The 22658-nt window shown below is 68.0% G+C and carries 17 protein-coding genes and 1 tRNA gene; 11 read left to right on the top strand and 7 right to left on the bottom strand.

Features of this window, described 5'->3' with window-relative positions:
• Nucleotides 1–6: 6 nt before the first annotated feature.
• A tRNA-Cys gene (locus tag DJ018_RS14370) sits at nt 7–80 on the bottom strand.
• Nucleotides 81–213: 133 nt separating this feature from the next.
• Between DJ018_RS14370 and DJ018_RS14365 the strand changes: the two genes are divergently transcribed.
• The 6 genes from DJ018_RS14365 to DJ018_RS14340 all read left to right on the top strand — a co-directional run bounded on the left by DJ018_RS14365 (nt 214) and on the right by DJ018_RS14340 (nt 8563).
• Nucleotides 214–777: a protein-L-isoaspartate O-methyltransferase family protein gene (locus DJ018_RS14365; protein WP_111515642.1), complete on the top strand. Its 564-nt coding sequence runs from the start codon at nt 214–216 to the stop codon at nt 775–777.
• A 119-nt stretch (nt 778–896) separates the two neighbouring features.
• Nucleotides 897–2453, top strand: a complete 1557-nt coding sequence (locus DJ018_RS14360; RefSeq protein ID WP_111515641.1) for a TolC family outer membrane protein — start codon at nt 897–899, stop codon at nt 2451–2453.
• Nucleotides 2454–2566: 113 nt separating this feature from the next.
• Nucleotides 2567–3121 (top strand): DUF2497 domain-containing protein, encoded by a 555-nt coding sequence (locus DJ018_RS14355; RefSeq protein WP_111515640.1) that lies wholly within the window; start codon nt 2567–2569, stop codon nt 3119–3121.
• A gap of 100 nt (nt 3122–3221) precedes the next feature.
• Nucleotides 3222–5888 carry a valine--tRNA ligase gene (locus DJ018_RS14350; RefSeq protein ID WP_111515639.1) on the top strand — a complete coding sequence of 889 codons (2667 nt, stop codon included), beginning with the start codon at nt 3222–3224 and terminating at the stop codon, nt 5886–5888.
• A 173-nt stretch (nt 5889–6061) separates the two neighbouring features.
• Nucleotides 6062–7822, top strand: a complete 1761-nt coding sequence (locus tag DJ018_RS14345; RefSeq protein ID WP_111515638.1) for a class I adenylate-forming enzyme family protein — start codon at nt 6062–6064, stop codon at nt 7820–7822.
• Between the two features lie 9 nt (nt 7823–7831).
• Nucleotides 7832–8563, top strand: a complete 732-nt coding sequence (locus DJ018_RS14340) for a TlyA family RNA methyltransferase (RefSeq protein WP_111515637.1) — start codon at nt 7832–7834, stop codon at nt 8561–8563.
• Between the two features lie 108 nt (nt 8564–8671).
• Here DJ018_RS14340 and DJ018_RS14335 read toward each other — a convergent pair whose 3' ends face one another.
• Nucleotides 8672–9283, bottom strand: a complete 612-nt coding sequence (locus DJ018_RS14335; protein WP_240609560.1) for a hypothetical protein — start codon at nt 9281–9283, stop codon at nt 8672–8674.
• 164 nt (nt 9284–9447) lie between these two features.
• Between DJ018_RS14335 and DJ018_RS14330 the strand changes: the two genes are divergently transcribed.
• Together DJ018_RS14330 and DJ018_RS14325 are read left to right on the top strand one after the other, a co-directional pair.
• Nucleotides 9448–10728, top strand: coding sequence for a class I SAM-dependent RNA methyltransferase (locus DJ018_RS14330; RefSeq protein ID WP_111515757.1), 1281 nt, complete (start codon nt 9448–9450; stop codon nt 10726–10728).
• A gap of 19 nt (nt 10729–10747) precedes the next feature.
• On the top strand, nt 10748–11752 hold the full coding sequence (locus DJ018_RS14325) for an LLM class flavin-dependent oxidoreductase (RefSeq protein ID WP_111515756.1): 1005 nt from the start codon (nt 10748–10750) through the stop codon (nt 11750–11752).
• Here the strand turns inward: DJ018_RS14325 and DJ018_RS14320 are convergent.
• The 5 genes from DJ018_RS14320 to DJ018_RS14300 form a co-directional block, all read right to left on the bottom strand.
• Nucleotides 11749–12825, bottom strand: coding sequence for a PA0069 family radical SAM protein (locus DJ018_RS14320; RefSeq protein ID WP_111515636.1), 1077 nt, complete (start codon nt 12823–12825; stop codon nt 11749–11751). The two genes, DJ018_RS14325 and DJ018_RS14320, sit on opposite strands and share 4 nt — an antisense overlap.
• Nucleotides 12826–13275: 450 nt before the next feature.
• Nucleotides 13276–14889, bottom strand: a complete 1614-nt coding sequence (locus DJ018_RS14315) for a lytic transglycosylase domain-containing protein (protein ID WP_111515635.1) — start codon at nt 14887–14889, stop codon at nt 13276–13278.
• A 75-nt stretch (nt 14890–14964) separates the two neighbouring features.
• Entirely contained in the window at nt 14965–15798 is an 834-nt protein-coding gene (locus DJ018_RS14310) for a uracil-DNA glycosylase (RefSeq protein ID WP_111515634.1), read from the bottom strand.
• A gap of 51 nt (nt 15799–15849) precedes the next feature.
• On the bottom strand, nt 15850–16254 hold the full coding sequence (locus DJ018_RS14305; RefSeq protein ID WP_420849525.1) for a c-type cytochrome: 405 nt from the start codon (nt 16252–16254) through the stop codon (nt 15850–15852).
• A 22-nt stretch (nt 16255–16276) separates the two neighbouring features.
• Nucleotides 16277–17869 (bottom strand): flavin monoamine oxidase family protein, encoded by a 1593-nt coding sequence (locus DJ018_RS14300; RefSeq protein ID WP_111515632.1) that lies wholly within the window; start codon nt 17867–17869, stop codon nt 16277–16279.
• Between the two features lie 307 nt (nt 17870–18176).
• Here DJ018_RS14300 and DJ018_RS14295 point away from each other — a divergent pair, with 307 nt between their 5' ends.
• From DJ018_RS14295 to DJ018_RS14285, 3 genes are all read left to right on the top strand, one after another.
• On the top strand, nt 18177–19850 hold the full coding sequence (locus DJ018_RS14295) for an electron transfer flavoprotein-ubiquinone oxidoreductase (protein ID WP_111515631.1): 1674 nt from the start codon (nt 18177–18179) through the stop codon (nt 19848–19850).
• A 177-nt stretch (nt 19851–20027) separates the two neighbouring features.
• Nucleotides 20028–21725, top strand: coding sequence for a tetratricopeptide repeat protein (locus DJ018_RS14290; protein WP_111515630.1), 1698 nt, complete (start codon nt 20028–20030; stop codon nt 21723–21725).
• Nucleotides 21726–21728: 3 nt separating this feature from the next.
• The gene (locus DJ018_RS14285; RefSeq protein ID WP_111515629.1) at nt 21729–22625 is read left to right on the top strand and encodes a 4-(cytidine 5'-diphospho)-2-C-methyl-D-erythritol kinase; all 897 of its coding nucleotides are present in this window, start codon (nt 21729–21731) and stop codon (nt 22623–22625) included.
• Nucleotides 22626–22658: the final 33 nt, after the last annotated feature.

Below are 22658 nucleotides of genomic sequence, written 5' to 3'. Positions count from 1 at the left end.
AGAAGTTGGAGGCCTGACCGGGAATCGAACCCGGGTTCACGGATTTGCAGTCCGGTGCGTCACCACTCCGCCATCAGGCCGCCGGAGAGCGGCTTGTCTATCGGAACCGCATGGCCGCGGCAATCTCTCTCCGCATCAGTCTCAATCGATTGCGCAAGGCGCCACCGCAGACCTATAAGCCGCCGACGCAGTTCTATTGCCCAGAGGACCTTCATGGACTTCGCCGCCGCCCGCCTGAACATGGTGGAAAGCCAGGTGCGCACCCAGGACGTCACCGACGTGCGCATCCACGACGCCATGCGGGAGCTGTCGCGCGAGAGCTTCATGCCGGAAGGCAAGGCGTACCTGGCCTATGCCGACGCCTCGGTGGAGTACGCCCCGGGCCGCTGCTTGATGCAGCCGCGCGACGTGGCCAAGCTGCTTCAGGCCGTGCGGCCCATGCCGGGCGAGCGCGCCCTGGCCATCGCCGCGCCCTACGCCGCGGCGGTGATCGAGCACATGGGCGTCCCGGTCACGCGCCTGGACGGCGAGGATCTGACCGCCGTGGATGGCCAGTATGACGTCATCGTTGTGGAGGGCGCGGTTGGTCGTGCGCCTGAGGCCTGGCTGCAGGCTGTCGCGCCGAATGGCCGCCTGGCGGTCGTGGAGCGGGACGGCGCGGTCGGCAAAGCCTGCCTCTACGTTCGCACGGAAGATGGGCTCGGCCGTCGCGAGCTGTTCGATTCCTTCGCGCCGGTGCTCGCCGGCTTCGAAGTGGAACACGGTTTCGCCCTTTAGGGCGCCCAGAAACACCCCCGAAACGTTTTGGTGAAAAAAGCTTAAGCTGACGGCCTCTTGGTATGCACGCCAAGGTCGGCCTATAGGGCATCAGGACGCCTGAGCGGGGAATAACTAGAATGTCGAAGCGCCTTCGCGCACGGTTGCTGGCCGCGGTTTTCAGCGTGGGAGCTGCTGCGGCTGTGACGCCAGCATCGGCCGAGACGCTCGCGGACGCCATCGCACAAGCCTACGCGAACAACCCCACGCTTCAGGCCCAACGCGCCACCCAGCGCGCGCTCGACGAGAACTACGTGCAAGCCCGGACCGGTTGGCGTCCGACGCTGAGTCTGAGCGGTCAGTGGGGCTACTCGGAATCTCGTACGCCGTCGGCGGCCGTGGCGGTGGTGGACCAGAACGGGGATGGCATCCCAGATCCGCGCCAATCCGATGGCATCAGCGATTTCGGCTCGTCCCGGGTGCAGTTGACCTTCAGCCAGCCGATCTGGACTGGGGGGCGCGTCAGCGCCGCGGTCACGGCTGCGAACGCCGACGTGCTGCAGGGGCGAGAGAACCTGCGGCGTGTTGAAGCTCAGGTGCTTGGCGCTGTGATCCAGGCCTATGTCGATGTGCGGCGCGATACGGAAGCGCTGCGCATTCAGCAGGAAAACGTCGCAGTCCTGCAGCGCCAGCTGCAGGAATCACAGGCGCGCTTCGACGTCGGTGAAGTTACGCGCACTGACGTTGCGCAGTCGCAGGCGCGCCTTGCCCAATCGCAAGCCCAGCTACAGAGCACCCAGGCGCAGCTGGCTATCAGCCGCGCTTCTTACGCGGCGTTGGTGGGTCACAACCCAACTGAGCTCGAACCGGAGCCTTCGCTCGCTTACCTGTTGCCCGGGAATGTGGACGACGCGTTCAATATCGCGGAGGCGAATAGCCCGCTGCTGCGAGCCCAACAATTCGCCGAAATGGCTAGCCGCGCTCGAGTGGCCGGCGCCCGTGCCGAGCGGATGCCAAACGTCTCCCTCAACAGCACGCTCAGCTTCGCTGGCGGCAGCCTGACCCCTTTCGAGCGGGAACTCTATAGCCGCAACACGACCACCAGCGTCACGGTGCAAGTTCCCTTGTTCAGCGGCGGGCTCGTCTCCTCGCGTGTTCGCCAGGCCGTCGAGCGCAACAACGCTGACCGGATCACCATCGAGACCCAGCGCCGCAGCGTGCTGCAGAGCATCAGCCAGTTCTGGAATCAGTTGCTGGCGTCGCGGGCGAACATCGCGTCCACCGACGAGCAGGTTCGCGCGGCGCGCATCGCGGCTGAAGGTACGCGCCAGGAGCAGCAGGTCGGCCTGCGCACGACCCTCGATGTGCTGAACGCCGAACAGGAACTCCGGTCGGCCCAGCTCAATCAGGTGAACGCGCGCCGTGACGAATATGTCGCCGCCGCCAGCGTGCTCAGCACCATGGGCCGGCTGGAAGCCAAGAACCTGACGCCGTCGCAAGCGCAGTACGATCCGCGCGCCAACTTCCGTCGTCTGCGTATGACCTGGGGCTGGGTCCCGTGGGAGGAGCCGATCGGCGTGATCGACCGGCTGCTGACCATCGCGCCGGCTCCGGCGGTGAACGCGCGTCCGACCGAGGTGCCGATCCCGCCGGGCCTGCAGCCGCCGCCGTCGCAGGCGGCCACGGCAGCTCGCTGAGCCTTGCGCTCGCCTCTCAGGTGAGCGCACTGGCGAAAAGCGGAAATTGCAGGATTGCCGCACCGCGCATAGGCTAGCGGCTTCGGATTCTCTCTTCAGCCTGGCGGTCGCAAATGTCGGAACAGTCCTCGCAAGAACCGACGATGGAGGAGATCCTGGCCTCCATCCGCCGGATCATTTCCGAGGATGACGCGCCGGCGGCCGAGCCGGCCGCGGCGGCGCCGGTCGAAGAGCCGCCCGCGCCTGCGGCCGCCGCTCCCGAGCCCGAGCCCGAAACGCCTGTGCCGCCGCCCGCGCCGCAACCTGTCATGGGCGCTCCGGAAGAAGACGAAGACGCGCTGGAGCTCACCGAAAAGGTCGAGACCCACGGCGATCTGGACGTCTACACGCCGGGCTCGCCAGAGCCGGACTTCGGCTTCGCTGCGCCGCCGCCCGTCGAGCCGATCATGCCCCTGGTGAGCGACCGCGCGGCTGAGGCCGCGGCCTCGGCCTTCGGCCAGCTGTCCGCGGCCGTGCTCATGCCCGCCGAGGGCCGCACGCTGGAAGACGTGGTGCGCGAGCTTCTGCGGCCTCTGCTGCAACAATGGCTTGACGACAATCTGCCGGCCATCGTCCAGCAGGCGGTGACCGCCGAGGTCGAGCGCATCGCGCGCGGCCGAGTACGCTAGGACGCACGGCGCGGCCCCTCGGCTGCGCCTTCTGCTTCGCTATCAGCGCCAACCCCTGTAAGACGCCGGCGGCGCGCATCCGCGCCCGCCGCAAAACGCCATGCTCGACAAGACCTTCGATCCCAAGACCGCCGAACCGCGCCTGTACCAAGAGTGGGAGGCGTCCGGCGCCTTTGCGCCGACGGATGATCCGAACGCTGAACCGTTCAGCATTGTGATCCCGCCGCCGAATGTGACGGGCTCGCTGCACATCGGCCACGCGCTGAACAACACCCTGCAGGACGTGCTGATCCGCTTCGAGCGGATGCGCGGCAAGGCGGCCCTGTGGCTGCCCGGCACCGACCACGCGGGCATCGCCACGCAGATGGTGGTCGAGCGCAAGCTCGCGCAGGAGGGCAACGTGGGCCGCCGGGATCTTGGCCGCGAAGCGTTCGTGGAGAAGATCTGGGAATGGAAGGCTGAGAGCGGCGGCCAGATCGTCAATCAGCTGCGCCGCCTTGGCGCCTCCTGCGACTGGAGCCGCGAGCGCTTTACCCTGGACGAAGGGCTGTCGGCGGCCGTCCGCAAGGTGTTCGTCCAGCTGCACCGCGAAGGCCTGATCTACCGCGACAAGCGGCTGGTGAACTGGGACCCCCACTTCCAGACCGCCATTTCCGATCTCGAAGTCGAGCAGAAGGAAGTCGACGGCCACTACTGGCATTTCGCCTATCCGCTGGAAGACGGCTCGGGCGAGATCGTCGTGGCGACCACGCGGCCAGAGACCATGCTGGGCGACACGGCCGTCGCCGTGCATCCCGATGACGAGCGCTACGCGGGCCTGATCGGCAAGAACGTGCGGCTGCCGATCGTCGGCCGCCTGATCCCGATCGTGGCGGACGAGTACGCCGATCCCGAGAAGGGCTCCGGCGCGGTGAAGATCACGCCGGCGCACGACTTCAACGACTTCCAGGTCGGCAAGCGGCACGGGCTGCCGATGATCAACATCCTGGATGACTTTGGCCGCATCAATGACGAGGCGCCGGAGGACTTCCGCGGCCTCGATCGGTTCGTCGCCCGCAAGAAGGTGATCGAGCAGTTCGAGGCGCTCGAGCTGCTGCGCGGCATCGAGAAGACCCGCCACATGGTCCCGCACGGCGACCGGTCCAGCGTGGTCGTCGAGCCGTACCTGACCGACCAGTGGTTCGTGAACGCCGAGGTGCTCGCCCAGCCGGCCATCAAGGCGGTGGAAGAGGGCGACACCGTCTTCGTGCCCAAGCACTGGGAGAAGACTTACTTCGAGTGGATGCGGAACATCCAGCCGTGGACCATCTCCCGCCAGCTGTGGTGGGGGCACCGGATCCCGGCGTGGTTCGGCCCCGATGGCGCCGTGTTCGTCGAGGAGACGGAAGAGGAAGCCAAGGCCAAGGCGCGCGAGCACTACGGCCGTGATGAGCCGCTGCGTCAGGACGAGGATGTTCTGGACACCTGGTTCTCCTCCGCGCTGTGGCCGTTCTCCACCATGGGCTGGCCGGAGCAGACGTCCGATCTGGCCCGGTTCTACCCCACGCACACCCTGATCACAGGCTTCGACATCATCTTCTTCTGGGTCGCCCGGATGATGATGCAGGGGCTGCACTTCCAGGGCGAGGTGCCGTTCAAGCGCGTGTTCATCAACGCCCTGGTGCGCGACGCGTCCGGCGCGAAGATGTCCAAGTCCAAGGGCAACGTCATGGACCCGCTCGAACTTGTGGACGAGTTCGGCGCGGACGCCCTGCGCTTCACCCTGACGGCGATGTCGGGCCAGGCCCGCGACATCAAGCTGTCTAAGCAGCGGATCGAGGGCTACCGCAACTTCGGCACCAAGCTTTGGAACGCCACGCGCTTCGCCCTGATGAACGGCTGCGCCCGAGCCGAAGGCTTTGAGCCGGCTCAGGCCAAGAGCGCTCTGAATCGCTGGGTGATCGGCGAGACGGTGCGCACCGCCCAGACCGTGACCAAGGCGCTGGCGGACTGCGGCTTCGACGAGGCGGCCACCGCGCTCTATCGCTTCATCTGGAACGTGTTCTGCGACTGGTATGTGGAGCTGTCCAAGCCAGTGCTTAACGGCGCGGACGAGGCGGCCCGTGACGAGACGCGCGCCACCGCGGCGTGGGTGCTGGACGTCATCTTCAAGCTGCTGCACCCGGTGATGCCGTTCCTGACGGAAGAGCTGTGGCGCCAGACCGCGGACCTTGGCGCGCCGCGTGCGCACAAGGGCTTCCTGATGACCGCGCCCTGGCCGGATCTGCCGGAGAGCCTGGTTGACGCCGCAGCGGACGCCGAGATCGGCCTGATCATCGACGCCATTTCCGAAGGGCGTTCGGTGCGTCAGGAGCTGAACGTGCCGCCGTCCGCGCGTCCGAGCCTTCTGGTCGTCGAGGCGACCGAAGGGCAGGGCGAGGTGCTTCGGACCAACGCACCGCTCATCGCCCAGCTGCTTCGCGTGGCGGACGTGAGCTTCGTGGACGCCGCCCCGGAGGGATCGATCCCTTACGTGGTCGCGGGCGCGACCCTGGCGCTGCCCGTCGCGGAGTTCATCGACCTCGCCGCGGAACGGGCGCGGCTGGCCAAGGAGGTGGGCGGCCTTTCAGGCGAGATCGAGAAGATCTCCAAGAAGCTCGGCAATCCCGACTTCGTGGCCCGCGCGCCGGAAGAGGTGGTGGAGGAGAACCGCGAGCGGCTCGCAGACGCCCAGGCGGCGAAGGCCAAGCTCGAAAGCGCGCTGTCGCGCCTCGGCGGCCTCGCCTAGCGTGACCTAGAGGGAAGCGGCGGCGTCAGCCCCTGCCTCCCTTCAGGGCGTGAAGCCTTGTTGGGCGGCTGACTTCAAACAGTCGTTTGCCTCCGGCCGTGGGTTATGCTTGTTCACTTGGGAACGACGCGCGGGCCATCGAGACCTGCGCGCAAGCCCAAGGAGAGACGCCCATGAACGAGGCGACGCTGCCTCCCGGTTGGCCGGCGATGTCGATCGCCCAGGCGCACGCCCTGATCGGCGGTCCCGGCAGTCCCCTGGAGATCGCTGACGCGGATATCCGCGGCGTGCCGTCCAAGGTCTGGAAGAACCTGCCGCCCTCACTGCGCGCCGTCGTGGAGATGTCCCGGGCGCAGGGCGAGAAGATCTTCCTGGTCTACGAAGACGAGCGGGTCTCGTTCGAAGCCTTCTATCGCGCCGTGTCCGCCTTCGGTCGCGAGCTGCAGGCGCAGGGCGTGCAGAAGGGTGATCGCGTCGCGATCATCATGCGCAACCTGCCGGAGTGGGTGCTGGCCTTCTATGCCGCCGCATCCATCGGAGCCGTGGTCACGCCCCTGAACGCCTGGTGGACCGGCCCGGAGCTCGAGTACGGCCTGGTCGACTCGGGCGCGAAGATCGCTGTCGTCGACGCCGAGCGCTACGAGCGGATCGTCGAGCACCTCCACAACTGCCCTGATCTGCAGCGGATCTACGTGAGCCGGGAAGAGGACGAGATCGCTCATCCCCTGATCGCCAAGCTGGAGCAGGTGGTGGGCGAACCTGCCGCCTGGGGCGCCTTGCCGGATCAACCGCTGCCGCCGGCCGACATCGGCCCCGACGACGACGCCACGATCTTCTACACCTCCGGCACGACCGGAAAGCCGAAGGGCGCCCTGGCCACCCAGCGGGCGGTGAACTCCAACATCTTCACGGCCATGGCGGCCGGGGCGCGCGTCTTCCTCCGCCGTGGAGAGATGCCGCCGGCGCCCGATCCGGCCGCGCCCCAGCGGACGGGCCTGCTTTCGATTCCGCTCTTCCACGTGACGGGCTGCTTCGCCTCTCTGAACCCGACGTTCTTCAACGGCGGCAAGATCGTCATGATGCGCAAGTGGGACCCGATCCGCGCTTTCGAGCTGATCGAGCGCGAGCGGGTCACGCTGGCCGGCGGGGTGCCGACCATCGCCTGGCAGCTGATCGAGCACCCGGCGCGGGTGAACTACGACCTGTCCTCGCTGGAAGGCGTCTCGTTCGGCGGCGCGCCCGCGGCGCCGGAGCTTGTGCGGCGCATCCGGGAAGCGTTCCCGAACTCCATCCCTGGCCAGGGTTGGGGCATGACCGAGACCTGCGCCACCGTCACCTCAAACGGCGGGGAGGACTACATCAACCGACCGGACAGCTGTGGCCCGGCGGCAGCCGTCGCCGAACTGCAGATCCGCGATCCCGCAGACGGCGTCACGGTGCTCCCAGCCGGCGAGGTCGGAGAGCTGTGGTCCAAGGGGCCGATGAACGCCAAGTGCTATTGGAACAAGCCCGAAGCGAGCGCCGAGACCTTTGTGGACGGCTGGGTGCGCACCGGCGACTTGGCGCGGCTGGACGAGGAAGGCTTCTGCTTCATCATCGACCGCGCCAAGGACATGCTGATCCGGGGCGGCGAGAACATCTACTGCGTCGAGGTCGAGAACTGCCTCTATGACCATCCGGCGATCATGGACGCCGCCATTGTGGGCCGGCCCCATCGCACCCTGGGCGAAGAGCCGGTGGCGGTCGTCACGCTGAAGCCCGGCGGGGACGCCGACGAGGCGGAGCTCCGGGCCTGGGTCGCCGAGCGCCTGGCGGCGTTCAAGGTGCCGGTCGAGGTGCGCTTCTGGCCCGAGACCCTGCCGCGCAACGCCAACGGCAAGATCCTCAAGAGCGAGCTGAAGAAGCTGTTCGCCCAGGAGCCCGCTACGGCCTAAACAGCCGCCGTGGGGAAGAAACGGGCGGACATCCTGCTGGTGGAGCGCGGCCTCTTCGAGAGCCGCGCCAAGGCTCGCGCCGCCATCGAGGCCGGCGGCGTGGTCGCCGGCGGTCGCACGGTCGCCAAGCCGTCGGACAGCCTGGACGAAGATGTCGTCCTGGAGGCGGTCGCCGCTCACCCGTGGGTCGGGCGCGGCGCCCTGAAGCTGGCGCACGCCCTCGCGCTGTGGTCGGTGACGGTGCGAGACCAGGCGGTGCTCGACGTCGGCGCCTCAACGGGCGGGTTCACCGAAGTGGCGCTCTCAGCCGGCGCGCGGCGGGTCTACGCGGTGGACGTCGGGCGGGGGCAATTGCATCCGAAGCTGGCCGGGGATCCTCGGGTCACGAGCCTTGAGGGCACTGACGCTCGCGATCTCACGCCGGCTCTGATTCCCGAGCCGCCTGGCCTGATCGTCACCGACGTCAGCTTCATCAGCCTGGAAAAGGCGCTGCCAGCCGCCCTCCGTCTTGCACGGTCAGGCGGTGAACTGGTCGCCCTGGTGAAGCCTCAGTTCGAGGTGGGGCCCGACGGCGTAGGCAAGGGCGGGGTGGTCAAGGACGAGGCGGCGCAGATGGGGGCGCTGGAAGCCGTGCGCGCCTTTCTGGAAGCCAGCGGCTGGCGCGTTCTGGAAACGGCGGACAGTCCGATCACCGGCGGCGACGGGAACCGCGAGTTCCTGCTGTGGGCGCGCCGCGCCTAAACCAAAGAAAAGGCCGTCGCTCCCAGGGGAGCGACGGCCGCAAGTTGGCACACGGAAGACAGATGCAGCCCGGGCCTCGCCAACGCCGGCCCGGCGGCGCGGTCGTGCTTAGTCGACGACCTGATAGCGGCCCGAGCTGTCTTGGCAGACGCGCACGAAGCGCTTCTGGACGCGGCCATCGGGCAGGTAGATCGGGCTTTCCGCCAGGGTGCAGCCGTCGCGACCGACCGGACGCTCGGCGATGCGGAAGCGCTCGCCCCGGCGGCCGTAGGCCCAGCTGTCGTCGTCATAGCGGCTGCCGTAGTAGTCGCCACGGCCGTAGCCCCGATCGGCGTAGGCGCCGCGATCATAGTAGCCGTTGTCGTAGTAGCTGACCGGCGGCGGGGGCGGAGGGGCGTTATAGCCGCGGTAGTCGCCGTTACAGGCCGCGCCGTTCTTGCCGACCATGGCGCCGCCGATGGCGCCGACCGCGCCACCCAGCAGAGCGCCGTCCTGGCGGGCGTTGCGGGCCGCGGCGTTGGCGCCGATGGACGCGCCCAGCGCGCCGCCGATCAGGGCGCCGACAACGCCACGGTTGTTGGCCGAGCGTTGGCACGGATCATAGCCGTAGCCATAGGGCTGCGCCGAGGCGACCGACGGAACAGCGAACGCGCCGGTCAGGGCGGTGACACCGGCCGCAGCGGCCAGGGCGCCTTTCGCGAAGCGCTTGAACATGGACATTGTGAACCCCTCTCCAGACGTATCGGGCCGCGGCTTGAGCCGTACTGGCCGCTTCGGGGAGCAATGTGGCTTTTCCAAGCTGAACGGCTGTTGAGCGGGCCGTTCATCTTCGTTCATCTTGGTTTCCACACGCACGCGAGGCGTTTTCAGCTATGACGCCGGCCATGCGTCGTCCGCGTCCTGCTCCTCGTCCCGCAAAGCCCGCCGGTCCGCCGGTCGAACTCACCATCCAAGCCGTGGGCGGAGAGGGCGACGGTGTGGCCAACGGCCCTGTGTTCGTGCCCTTCAGCCTGCCGGGCGAGCGCGTTCTGGCTTCCGGGTCCGGCGAACGGCGGGACTTTGTCGAGGTGTTGGAAGCCAGCCCGCAGCGGGTCACGCCCCCGTGCCCGCATTTCTTCGTGTGCGGCGGCTGCGCGCTTCAGCATTGGGAACACCCTGCCTACCTCGACTGGAAGGTGGAGCGTCTGCGCACCACCCTGGCCCGCCAGCACCTGGAAGCCGAGTTCGTCCCGGCCTATGCGGCGGGACCCGAGACCCGGCGGCGCGTCGCGCTTCACGCCCGCAAGGGCAGCCGCGACGCAGCCCGCCTCGGCTACAAGGTCCGCAAGTCCTGGGACCTGGTGGACATCTCCGTGTGTCCGATTTCCGACCCGGGGATCCAGGCGGCGATCCCCGCCATGAAACGCCTGGCCGCCCCGCTGTTCGAGCATCCGAAGTCCGCGCCCACGCTGCACGTGACGCTGACAGACACCGGTCTCGACATCGACATCTCGGGCGTCGAGGAGAAGAGCGGCGGGCTCTCGGCGGACGGGCGCATGCAGCTCGCGGAGCAAGCGGCCGCAGCGGATTTCGCCCGTGTCACCCTGAACGGCGAGGTGGCCTACATGGCGCGACAACCGCAGGTTAGGTTGGGGCAGGCGAGGGTGGCTCTGCCGGCCGGCGCCTTTCTGCAGGCGACGCCAGGCGCCGAGGCTGCCATGGCCGACTTCGTTCTGAGCCAAGCAGCTGGAGCCTCGCGGATCGCGGACCTCTACTGCGGTGTGGGCACCTTCACGTTCCGCCTCGCGGAGATCGCGCCGGTCTATGCGACCGATTTCGCACCGGCCGCCATCCAGGCGCTGACCAGCGCGTCGGCGACCGCACCCGGCCTGAAAGGCGTCGCCGCCGAGGCTCGTGATCTCGTCCGTCGTCCGGTGCTGGCCGAGGAACTCAAGAAGACGGATGTCGCTGTGTTCGACCCGCCGCGCGCAGGCGCCGCCGAACAGACCGCGGAACTTGCCAGGTCGGCCGTTTCGCGGGTGATCGGGGTCTCCTGCAATCCGGCGACCTTCGCCAGGGACGCGCGGGTGCTGGTGGACGCCGGCTTCCGGCTGGAGCGCGTCATGCCGGTGGATCAGTTCCTCTGGTCCCCGCACATAGAATTGGTGGGCGTGTTTTCGCGCTGAGGCTTCCCATATGGCGGACATGGTTCCTTTGTCCGTTCTCGACCTCTCGCCCATCCTGGAAGGCGGCGACGCCGCCCAGTCCTTCCGCAACACCGTCGACCTGGCGCAGCGCGCCGAACGATTGGGGTTCAATCGCTTCTGGCTGGCGGAGCACCACAACATGCCGGGCGTCGCCAGCGCGGCGACGGCGGTCGTGATCGGTCAGGTCGCTGCAGCCACGCAGACGATCAGGGTGGGCGCTGGGGGCATCATGCTGCCGAACCACGCGCCCCTGGTGATCGCCGAACAGTTCGGCACCCTGGAGGCCATGTTCCCGGGGCGTATTGACCTCGGACTGGGCCGCGCGCCAGGCACGGATCAGATCACCGCGCGCGCTTTGCGGCGGACCCTGGCGGGCGACGTCGATCGCTTCCCGCAAGACGTTGTGGAGCTCCAGGCCTACTTCCAGCCGGAGCAGCCTGGTCAGATGATCCGCGCCGTGCCCGGAGCGGGCCTGAACGTGCCGCTCTGGATCCTCGGCTCCAGCCTCTTCGGCGCTCAGCTCGCCGCAGCGCTGGGGCTGCCCTACGCCTTCGCGTCCCACTTCGCGCCCCACCAGATGGAGGAGGCGATCGAGGTCTATCGGCAGCGGTTCGAACCGTCTGCCCAGCTGGACAAGCCTTATGTCATGCTGGGCCTGAACGTGGTGGCCGCCGACAGCGATGCCGAGGCCAAGCGGCTGTTCACCTCGCTGCAGCAGGCCTTCCTGAACCTGCGAACCGGTCGGCCGAGCAAGCTGCCGCCGCCGGTGGACGACATCGAAAGCCGCTTCCTGCAGGCCGGCGTCGCCCCGGGAATGCAGGGCGCCCTGGCCGCAGCGGTGGTGGGGTCGCCCGACACCGTGCGCCGTGGACTGGAGAACTTCGCCCGCCAGCATCAGCCGGACGAGATCATCGTCACGGCGCAAATCTATGATCACGCCGCGCGAGTGCGCTCCTTCGAGATCGTCGCCGACGCGCGTGACGCCCTGGCGGCGGCGGCCTAACCGAACAGATCGATCTGGTCGCCCGCTTTCGGAGGAACCTGGAACAGGGTCATGTCCAACGGCTCCTGCCTGTCCGCCAGCCCGTACCGGCGGCGGGCGGCGGCGAACCGTTTGGACAACAGGTCTGCGATCGGACCTTGGCCCACCATGCGTGAGCCCCATTGCGCGTCGTACTCGCGGCCGCCTCGCATCTGACGCACCAGCGACATGACGCGGCCGGCGCGGTCCGGATGATCCGTTTCCAGCCACTCCCGGAAGAGGTCCTTGATCTCCAGCGGCAGCCGCAGGGCCACATAGCCTGCGCCGCGGGCTCCGGCGTCCGCGGACCGCTCCAGCACCGCTTCAAGTTCGTGATCGTTGAGCCCTGGAATCACCGGCGCGAACATCACCATGGTGGGCACGCCCGCTTCGGTGAGGCGGCGCACGGCGTCGAACCGCTTCTCGGGGGTGGCCGCCCGCGGCTCCATGGAACGGGACAGCTTGCGATCGGTCGAGGTGATGGAGATGGCGACCCGCACCAGGTTCCGGTCCGCCATGGACGCCAAGAGATCCAGGTCGCGCAGGATCAGCGCGGACTTGGTGATGATCGAGAACGGCTGGTTGAAGCGGCTCAGCACCTCGATGATCGAGCGGGTGACCCGCAGGTTGCGCTCCTGTGGCTGGTAAGGATCGGTGTTGCCGCCGACGTGGATGATCTCGGGCCTGTATCGAGGATTGGAGAGCTCCCGTTCGAGCAGCACGTCGGCGTCAGGCTTGAAGAAGAGCTTGGTCTCGAAATCCAGTCCGGGCGACAGGCCCATGTAAGCGTGAGCCGGCCTGGCGTAGCAGTAGGTGCAGCCGTGTTCACATCCACGGTACGGGTTGATTGAAGCGCTGAAGCCGACGTCCGGGCTGTCGTTGCGGGTGATGATCACCTTCGCCTTTTCGGGAGCGACCTCGGTGCGGATCTGCAAAGGCTGCGGGTCCTCGACCGTCCAGCCATCCTCGAACGCTTCGCGCACCTGGGCCTCGTAGCGCCCGCTGGCGTTCGAGCGGGCGCCTCGGCCCCGGATCTGTTGCGTGAAGGTGGTCACGCGTGGAGGTTAGCGCTGCGCGGAGAACGAAACAAGAACTCTATTGACCTAGCAGCAGGGCGCGGGCTCTGTCCGCCCATGCTGACGGTGATCGTGTCGCCTGGAGATTCGGAACGCTTGGCGGGCTTGCTGGCCGTGCTTACGACAGCGGCCGTCGAGGGGCTCGTGCGCGAGGTGCTGATCGCTTGTAAGGGACCAAAAGCGCTCCTGGAGGCGGTGTGCGACGAGACGGGAGCCGAGCTCGCGGCTGACCTACCGTCAGCTATCGGCAGGGCGAAATCGGAGCTGCTGCTCGTCGCGCCCCCGGAGTTCCGCCCCACTGAGGGATGGGCGGAGCGGCTGTCTGATCACCTGCGCGAGGGCGGGCGCGAAGCTGTGCTTCTAGGCCTGGGCGGGCGTCTGTTCAGGCGTGGACCCGAGGCCCTGCTGATCGGGCGCGCCGATGCAGCCTCAAAGACCGAGGTGGCCGCCTTGCGCCGAGTACTTGGTGCCCGGGCTCGTCGCCTGCTTTAGATCAAGACGAGCGTCGATGACGCCGGCGCCGCCAGCGAGAGCGTCCAAGGTGCGCGTCTCGTCGCCGAACATCTTCTTGTAGGTCCAATAGGCCGCAACGACCTTCTCGACGTAGTTGCGCGTCTCGAGCGACGGCAGGCTTTCGATGAGAAGCAGCGTGTCGTTTCCATCGGAGCCGAGCATCTGGGCGGTCTTCTGGATCGTGCCCGGACCACCGTTGTAGGCCGCCACCGTGCGCAGCAGGTCGTAGCCGACGCCCCGCTCCATCAGCCACGTCACATAATCCTGGCCGACCCGCAGATTGAACGCGGGATCGAACAGCGGGCTCATGTCCGCCTTGAGCTTGTCGTCGCCGGCGGCCCGGGCGGCCGCTTCCGGCATCAACTGCATCAGGCCGACCGCGCCCACGGGAGACACCGCCATGGGGTTGAAGCGGCTTTCCTGCCGAACGATCGCGTAGACCAGCGCCTTGTCGAGCGTGAAGCCCGACTTCGGCTCGAGCGCCGGGATCGGGTAGTCCTCGGACGAGCTGCGACGCCGCACGGCTGTGGGTCCGTCGCTCAGCGGCGCGCCGATCTCGCCTGCGAACGCCTCCCAACGGCTGCGCTCCGCGTCGGTGCGAGCCAGGGCCATCCCGGCGCGGATTTCCTGGCCAGCGTCCTGCAGCCGCCCAAGCTGGGCGAGGGCGGCGGCGCGGTGGGCGCGCGGTTCGCTCTTGATGAAGCGGCTCGTCTCGTCCGAAGGGGCGCTGTAGGCCGCCTTGAAGAGCTTCGCTTCGCCAGCCGTCGCGGAGGCCAGCGTCGGTCCCTGCAGCTGGAGCTGACGGGCGGCGATCATGCCGTAGAAGGTGTCGGCCGCCTTGGCCGCCACCTTGAGCTCGAGGGTGGCGCGACTGGAATCTCCCAGGGCCGTCGCGGCGCGTGCGGCCCAGTAAGCCCCCGCCGAGCGCATCCAGTCGTCTTGGTCGCCGTCGCGGGAGATTTGCCCGAAGAAGTCGAGCGCCTTGTCGTAGGATTTCAGCCGGTAGGCGGCGAGGCCGGCGATCCAGCGCTCACCCGAGCTGGAGGCAAGCTGCAGCGCCTTTTTCGCGTCGCCCGAGTAGTAAGCCTCTCGCGCCTGGCGGCCACGATCCGACGCCTTTGCAGCGCTCGCCGGAGCGGCTTTCGCGAGCTCGGCGGTCGAGAGCGCGGGTGCGGGCAGCTGGGCGTCAGCCGGCTTTCGCTTGGCGGCAAGCGTGAAGATGCGTTCTGCCAGCGGCAGGTCCCGGAACTTCGCCATCCAGCCCGCAAGCTCGTCGAAGCTGGCCTTGTGATTCGTGGGGTGCATCAGCTGACTGAAGCTGAGGTAGCCCAGCAACGACTTGTCCTGAATCTCCACCGCCTGCATCTGCGCGTCGATGAAGTCGCCGCGATCCGAGGCTTCGAACGCCGCGGCGTACCGCTGGGCGTCATCAGGGGACAGCGCCATGGGAGCCGCCACGGCGGCCTGTGCCAGGACCGCGAAACTGATCAGGACGGACGCACCGACCTGCAGGCGCTTCTTCAGCGTCATGCCGTCTTGTATCCGCGCGACCCATCTTGAGCGGGCTGGCGCGGCCCTTTTCCCGAAAAACCAGAAGCGGCGAGGCTAGGCGGGCCGCTCAGGACGATCAAGTCGCTCAGTAAGTGTTAACAGGTCGTTCCAGGCGCGCTTCTTCGCCGCAGGTTGCCGCAGAAGAAAGGCGGGATGCAGGGTCGGCATGGCCGGGAGTTCCTGGCTTGCATCCTCGCTGCGCCACTCGAACCAGCGGCCGCGGAGGGAGAGGATCCCTTCGTCCTTCTTCAGCAGCGCCTTGGCCGATGCGCCGCCGACCAGCAGCAGCATCTTCGGCTTCACAAGGCTTATGGCGCGCTCGAGGAACGGCGCGCAGACCGCCTGTTCCTGCGGCGTGGGCGTCCGATTGCCTGGCGGGCGCCAGAACACGGTGTTGGTGATGAAGGTGCGATCGGCGAGCCCGGCTGCGCCCAGCATCCGGTCGAGCAGCTGGCCAGCTCGGCCGACGAACGGCTTGCCCTGCAGGTCTTCCTCGGCGCCTGGACCTTCGCCGATCACCATGACCGGGGCGTTCTCCTGGCCGCGGTAGAAGACCGCTTGGCGAGCCGCGCCTTCAAACCGAAGCGCACAGCCGTCGAAGCTTGCGATCGCCTCGCCCAAGGCGGCGAGATCCTGAGCCTGGGCGGCCAGCATGCGGGCCTGGGCGATCGAGGAGGCCACATCCGGCTGTCCCGGGCGCAGCGACTGAACCGTCGCCGCCACAGGCGGCACGCGCGGCGCGGGCGGGGGAGGGGGCACGAACTTGCCCGCTTCGATGCGGTCGACAGCCTCGTCCAGCAGCAGGGCGTCGACGCCGCTGTCGGCCCAGAACGCCAGCAGGCTCTCCATGGCGGGATCGAGCGGGGCATGTCCGAGGGCGGCGGCCATGCCCACCTTCCTAAGCCCTCGCTGCGGTCCGCGAAAGGGCCGCTGCTGCGGCTAGTGGCCCCCGCGCGGCGGCGGGGGACCAGCCATCCGCGCGACGTCGGCCTCGGTCACCGGCTTGGCGTAGGCGTTGCCGAAGTGGGTCCGCACGTAGGTCACCACCTCGGCGATCTGGGCGTTGCTCAGGCTGCCCGCGAAGCCAGGCATCGCGCCCTTGCCCTGCGCCACCACCTGCACGGGGTAGACCGGCACGCTGACGCGAGGATTGCTCGCCAGAGCCGGGATGACGCCGGCGCCGGCCGCGCCCTTCGCGTCGGCCATGTGACAGGCCTGGCAGACCTGCCGGTAGACCTGTTCGCCGGTGACCGGCTTGGGCACGCGAACCACGCCGCCGCCGGTGTCTCCGCCCTGCACGGCTTGCGCGAGCGCAGGCGTCGCCAGCAGCGAGAGAAGCGCCATCAGGTGTTTGGGGAGCATCAGTTCAGGCCTCCAGGGCGCGCTTGTGCAGGCGGGTGATGGCGTCGAGCGAGGAGAGCAGGGCGCCTTCCATCCAGCAGCCGATGTAGGAGGCGTGCTCGCCGGCCAGGACGATGCGGCGGTCCATGGCGACCAGCGTCTGGTAGTGGTCCTTGCGGGTCTGCTCGTTCCAGCGTGCGCAGCAGCCCAGGCTCCACGGCACGCGGCTCCAGGCGACGGACGCGCCGGAGAGGAACTCCTTGCGGTACTGCTCGGGGTGAATGACCGCGCCCTGCTGCAGCGCGACCTGAATGCGTTCCTCCGGCGTCATGCCGGCCAGGCGGAAAGCGCCAATATCCCGCGCAAAGGCTCCCAGCAGCACGGCCGGACCATCGCCGAAGAGGTTGTGGTTGGGATAGGAGATCAGGCCGATCTCCTGGTCGGTGAAGGAGTGGCCGCCGTAGATGGCCTCGTCCTCCTCCCAGAACCTGCGCCGCATCTCCAGGCCGATCTTCACCTGGCCGGAGTAGGGCACCGCGCGGATGGCGGCGGACATCTCGTCGGTCACCTGGGTGTCGATCTGCGCCAGGATGCCGAGCGGGATGGTGCAGACGCACCAGTCGGCGTTGGTCGTCTTGGTCTGGCCCGTGGCGGTGTCCGTCCAGGTGACGCCGACGCCGCGGTCGTCCTGCGCGATCTTGGTGACCTTGGCGTTGTAGGTGATCAGGTCGCTGACCTGCTTGGCGAAGGCCTTGCCGATCATGTCCATGCCGCCGGTCGGCTGGAACATGGTGGTCTGCATCTCATGGCCCATGAAGAAGCCCATGGACGTCCAGACCTGCGGATCAAGCACGTCGTGCAGATCGTAGAGCGCGGACGGAATGGGAGCGCCGTTCACCCCGCCGCCCGGCGGACGGTCATAGCCCCGGTGCGCCGCGGACCGCAGGTTCGATGCGTACTTGTAGTCCGCGTCCAGCATCCCCCAGCCGCGCAGGGCTTCGAGCAGGCGTTCGCGATCCTCGGCGCTGACTTCCTGGTCGAGCGCCTTCTGGTTCACCGACTTGGCCAGGAGCTCGGCCACGTTGCCTTCGAAGTCCGCCGCCGCCGCCTTGAAGCGGACCGGCTTGCCGCCGAATGCGGTGGAGGAGTGGACCCAGGTGTTGTGGTTGAACTGGATGAAGGGCTCCAGCGCCACGCCGAACTGCTTGCAGTAGTGGAGCAAGGTCCGGTGGTGATGCGGGATCCGCCAGGGACCCGGGTTGAGGTAGTTGCCCTTCTGGAAGCCGATCTTCTGCGTCGCCCCGCCGAGCTCGGTGTAGGTGTCGCCGCCGCGCAGCGACCAGTTCCGGCCGCCGGCGCGGTTCTGGTATTCGAGGATGGTGACCTTGTAGCCCGCCTTCTGCAGCTCGTAGGCGGCGAGAAGACCTGCGAGGCCGGCTCCCAGCACGACCACCGAAGCGCCCGCGCGGGCGCCCTGCAGCTTGGGCGGTCCTGTGAACTGGGTCTCGGACGCGTGACCCAAGGTGGTCATCGCCTGGTAAAGCGCGGCGGTCCCGCCAACCATCCCTATGGCCGACAGGAGCTGTCGCCGCGTGGTGCGGCCGGAGCCCGATTGCATCTGAACGATCCCCCAACGCTGACGCGGTACGGATCCTGGCTAGCAAGCCTCGCCCGCAGTGGGAGACCGATCGGCCGCGCCCGAAACAAAGAAGCGCCAGCCAGCTGAAATGCGGGCGCCGCGGCGCGGCCGGTGCGCAGCGGCTGTGCACCGGCCGCGCCTCGAACTCAAACGCATGTTTGATTTCCTGGCCGCAGCGGCGCTACTTCTTGACCGCCGCAGCGTCACCTTCGGATAAGCGGCGAACTTACAAGGCTCGGCAGGCGTTGGCTGACGGCGTCAGTGGCCGGGGAAGAGGGAGCAGGGCATGAGCGAAGCCGTCGAACGCGAAGCGATGGAATACGACGTCGTGATCGTCGGCGCGGGCCCGTCCGGCCTTGCCGCCGCCATCCGCCTGAAGCAGCTCGCGGCCGAACGTGGGACGGACGTGTCCGTCGCTGTGCTGGAGAAGGGCTCGGAGGTCGGCGCGCACATTCTGTCCGGCGCGGTGATCGACCCGATCGCCATGAACGAGCTGTTCCAGAACTGGAAGGAACTCGGCGCACCGCTCGAGACGGCGGTCACCGAGGACAAGTTCCTGATGCTCGGCGCTCAGGGTTCGGTCTCCCTGCCGATGTTCGCCATGCCGAGCTTCATGCACAACCAGGGCAACTACATCGGCTCGCTCGGCAACCTGTGCCGCTGGCTCGCGCAGCAGGCCGAAGCGCTGGGCGTCGAGGTCTACCCCGGCATGGCCGCCTCTGAGCCGGTGTTCGGGCCGAACGGCGAGCTGAAGGGCGTGGTGGCCGGCGTGTTCGGCATCGGCAAGGACGGCGAGCCGGGTCCCGACTACCAGCCGGGCGTCGATGTGCTGGGCAAGTACGTCTTCATCGGCGAGGGCGTCCGAGGCTCGCTGGCCAAGGTTCTGAAACACAAGTACGGCCTGTGCGCCCAGAGCGATCCCGAAAAGTACGGCATCGGCCTCAAGGAACTCTGGCAGGTGCCCGACGAGGTGTTCCGGCCGGGCTTGGTGCAGCACACCACCGGGTGGCCGCTGGACGATAAGACCGGCGGCGGCAGCTGGCTCTACCACTTCGGCGACAACTACGTGTCCGTCGGCTTCGTGGTTCACCTCAACTACAAGAACCCCTGGCTCTCGCCCTTCGACGAGTTCCAGCGGTTCAAGCATCATCCTGACGTGGCCAAGCACCTGCAGGGCGGCCGGCGCATCGCCTATGGCGCCCGTGCGATCGCCGAGGGCGGACTGCAGTCGATTCCCCGCCTCTATTTCCCCGGAGGCGTGCTGCTTGGCGATTCGGCCGGCTTCGTGAACGTCCCGCGCATCAAGGGCAGCCACAACGCCATGAAGAGCGGGATGATGGCGGCCGAGGCGGCGTACGACGCCATCGTGGCAGGCCGCTCGGGCGACGAGCTGGTGGCCTACGACACCGCCTTCCAGACCTCCTGGGTCAAGAAGGAGCTCAAGGTCGTCCGCAACGCCAAGCCCTTGCTGAGCAAGTTCGGTACGACGGTGGGCGGCGCGCTGGGGCTGCTGGACATGAACATCGCCAACCTGCTGGGCGGGGCGTCCATCTTCGGCACCATGCACCACGGGAAGGGCGATGCGGAGTCCACGGGCCTCGCCAAGGATCACAAGCCGATCGTCTATCCGAAACCCGATGGGGTGCTGAGCTTCGACAAGCTCTCGAGCGTGTTCATCTCGAACACCAACCACGACGAAAACCAGCCGGCGCACCTCAAGCTGCGGGACCCTTCGATCCCGATCAACGTCAACCTGCCCAAGTACGGCGAGCCGGCGCGGCTCTATTGCCCGGCCGGGGTGTACGAGGTGCTGTACGACGAGGCGGGGCAGAACCCGAAGTTCCAGATCAACTTCCAGAACTGCGTCCACTGCAAGACGTGCGACATCAAGGATCCATCGCAGAACATCGACTGGACCACGCCCCAGGGCGGCGACGGGCCCAACTACCCGAACATGTAAGGCGGCGCGCCGGCCGGCCGCTGGGTCGCCTGATCTGCGTTGCAGATTTTCCGGGCGTCCAGCGCGGCTCAGGAGTATCAACCCGAGCCTCATCGGCCTGAAAGGGCGGCCTTGCTCGATCGGCTGGCGGTCAGCTTTTTGCTTCCGCCACGCCCTCGAAGGGCCGAAGATCGACCTATGCGTTCTCTCCTGCTGTTTGCCGCGCCCCTTGTGCTTCTGACGGCGTGCGCCAGCGCCGGTCCCAGCTTGGAGACCGAACGGGCGGAGGTGCAGGACTCCGGCTACTCGCCTTACGGGCTCTATCTTGCGGGCGAAGCTGCGCTCAACGACGGCCAGAACCGTGAGGCGGCGCGCCTGTTCGACATGGCGCGGGGCGATCCCGCCGCCTCCCAGCTCCTGAGTGAACGCGCGTTCCAGGCCGCGCTTCTCGCCGGCGACGTCCAGAAAGCGGCGACCATCGCACCCTCAGGTGATGATGCGTCGGAAGCCGGCAAGCGGCTCGGCGCTCTGGTGGTCGCCGTGGAATCCATGGCGCAGGGCAAGGGCAAGGCGGCCCAGGTTCAGCTCGCCTCCGAAGACCTCGGTTTCCCGCACAAGAGCGCCGCGGTGCTGCTCGCGCCCTGGGCCGCCGCCATGGCCGGCGATGCGGAGGGCGCGCTCGTCCGTCCAGAGGTGAAAGGTGATCGCCTGGTCGAATACTTCGGCCAGCTTGGCCGCGGGCAGCTGTTCGAGCGCGCTCGCCGCTATGACGAGGCTGAAACCGAATTCAAGGCGGCCACCACGGGTGACCGTCCCAGCGTCATCTCGCTTGTAGCCTACGGCGCCTTCCTGGAACGTCGCGGCCGCAGGGCTGACGCGGTGGCTCTGTACGACCGTGGCTTGGCGGCAGATCCGTCGTCCTCTGAGCTGCTTATCGCTCGTGCCCGTGCGGCGGCCGGCAAGTCGGCGCCTGAGCTGCCCACCCTCAAGGCGGGCGCCGCCCAGGCGCTCTTGGGACCGGCGGCGACCATGATGGCCGCCCGCCAAGGGCAGATCGCGCTGGCCTACCTTCGCCTTGCGCTTCGCCTCGACCCGACACGTGACGACGCCTGGGTCATGACGGGGGACGCGCTGCAGGCCAGCGGTGACACCGAGGCCGCTCGCCTGGCCTATGCGAAGCCGAAGCCCGGCTCGGCCTACTACGCGACGGGTCAGGCCAAGCTCGCCTGGACCTATCAGCAGGCGGAGGAGCCGGAGTCCGCGATCCGTATCGCCCGGGCCGCGGCTGTTGGCGGCGGCGCCGAGGCGCGGCTGACCTTGGCGGATCTGCTGCGCGCCAACGAACGCTATCCGGAGGCGGCCGAGCTGCTGACCGGGCTGATCAACGAGGCGAAGACGCCCGACTGGCGGATCCTCTATGCGCGTGCGGTGGTGTATGAACGCATGGGCCGCTGGCCCGACGCGGAGAAGGACCTGCGCACGGCCCTTGAGGCCGAACCGGACGAAGCCGAGCTTCTGAACTTCCTCGGCTATTCCTGGATCGACCGCGGCGAGCGCCTGCCCGAAGCCTTGAAGATGGTTGAGCAAGCCGTCGCCCAGAACCCGCGGTCCGGACCGATGGTGGACTCCCTCGGCTGGGCCTACTTCAAGCTGGGGGACTACAAGCGCGCGGTTGAAAAGCTGGAGCAGGCGGTCGAGCTCGAGGCGGGGGACCCCGAGATCAACAACCACCTGGGCGACGCCTACTGGAAGGTCGGTCGTCGTGACGAAGCCGTGTTCCAGTGGCGCCGGGTGCTGACGCTCGATCCGGACGCCAAGATCCGCGCCGAGGTGGAAGGCAAGCTCGCATCCGGCGCCGGTCCGGGCGGAAAGCCGGCCAGGATCGCCGGGCAGTAAGCCATGACGTTCCGCGCGTTTGCGCCGGCCAAGGTCAACCTGTTCCTGCACGTCGGTGCGCCGGAGGCGAACGGCTACCATCCGCTTTGCAGCCTGATGGTCTTCGCCGATGTGGGCGACGTGCTGTCCGGTGTTCCGGGCGAGGGCTTCGGCCTGCGGGTCGGCGGCCCCTTCGCTGCGGGGCTCGAAGGTGCAGGGGACAATCTAGTCACGCGAGCGGCCCTGGCCCTCTTGGAGGAGGCTGGAACGGCCGCGCCGGGCCTGGCTCTGATATTGGACAAGCAGTTGCCCGTGGCCGCGGGCCTTGGCGGCGGCTCGAGCGACGCCGGCGCCGCTCTGCGGCTTTTTCGTGAGGCGCTGCAGCTGGACGTGTCTGACCAGCGGCTCGAAGCGCTGGCGGCGCGACTCGGCGCCGATGGTCCAGCCTGCCTGTGGGCGCGTCCGGTGCTTGCCCAAGGCTACGGAGAACGCCTGTCGGGCGCGCCGACGCTTCCGCCGCTGCATGCCGTTCTGGTCAACGCCGGCGCGCCGGTCTCGACGCCCGCGGTGTACCGCGAACTCGACCGGTCAGGCGCGTTCGGTGAGGTCGAGCCTCCGCCGATGCCTGCCGAGCTGGAAAGCTCCGAAGAGACCGCGGCCTGGCTGGCCACGCTGCGGAATGATCTCGAAGCGCCTGCGATCGAGGTGGAGCCTGTCGTCGGCGAGGTGCTCGCGACGCTCCGTGACGAGCCGGAGGCCTTGATCGCCCGGGTCTCCGGGTCAGGCGGCACCTGTTTCGCCATCTGTGAAGGTGAGATGGCGGCCGAGAGCCTCGCGGCGCGGCTGGGCGGCATGCGCCCAGGCTGGTGGGTTCGAAGCTGTCGTCTTGGCGGACCTTGGCCAGACGATCTTCGCGCCTAGCCCGAAAACGAAAACGGGGGCCCCGAAGGACCC

Source organism: Phenylobacterium deserti, assembly GCF_003254705.1.
Lineage (GTDB): Bacteria > Pseudomonadota > Alphaproteobacteria > Caulobacterales > Caulobacteraceae > Phenylobacterium > Phenylobacterium deserti.
This window is presented reverse-complemented; position numbering and strand designations above follow the sequence as displayed.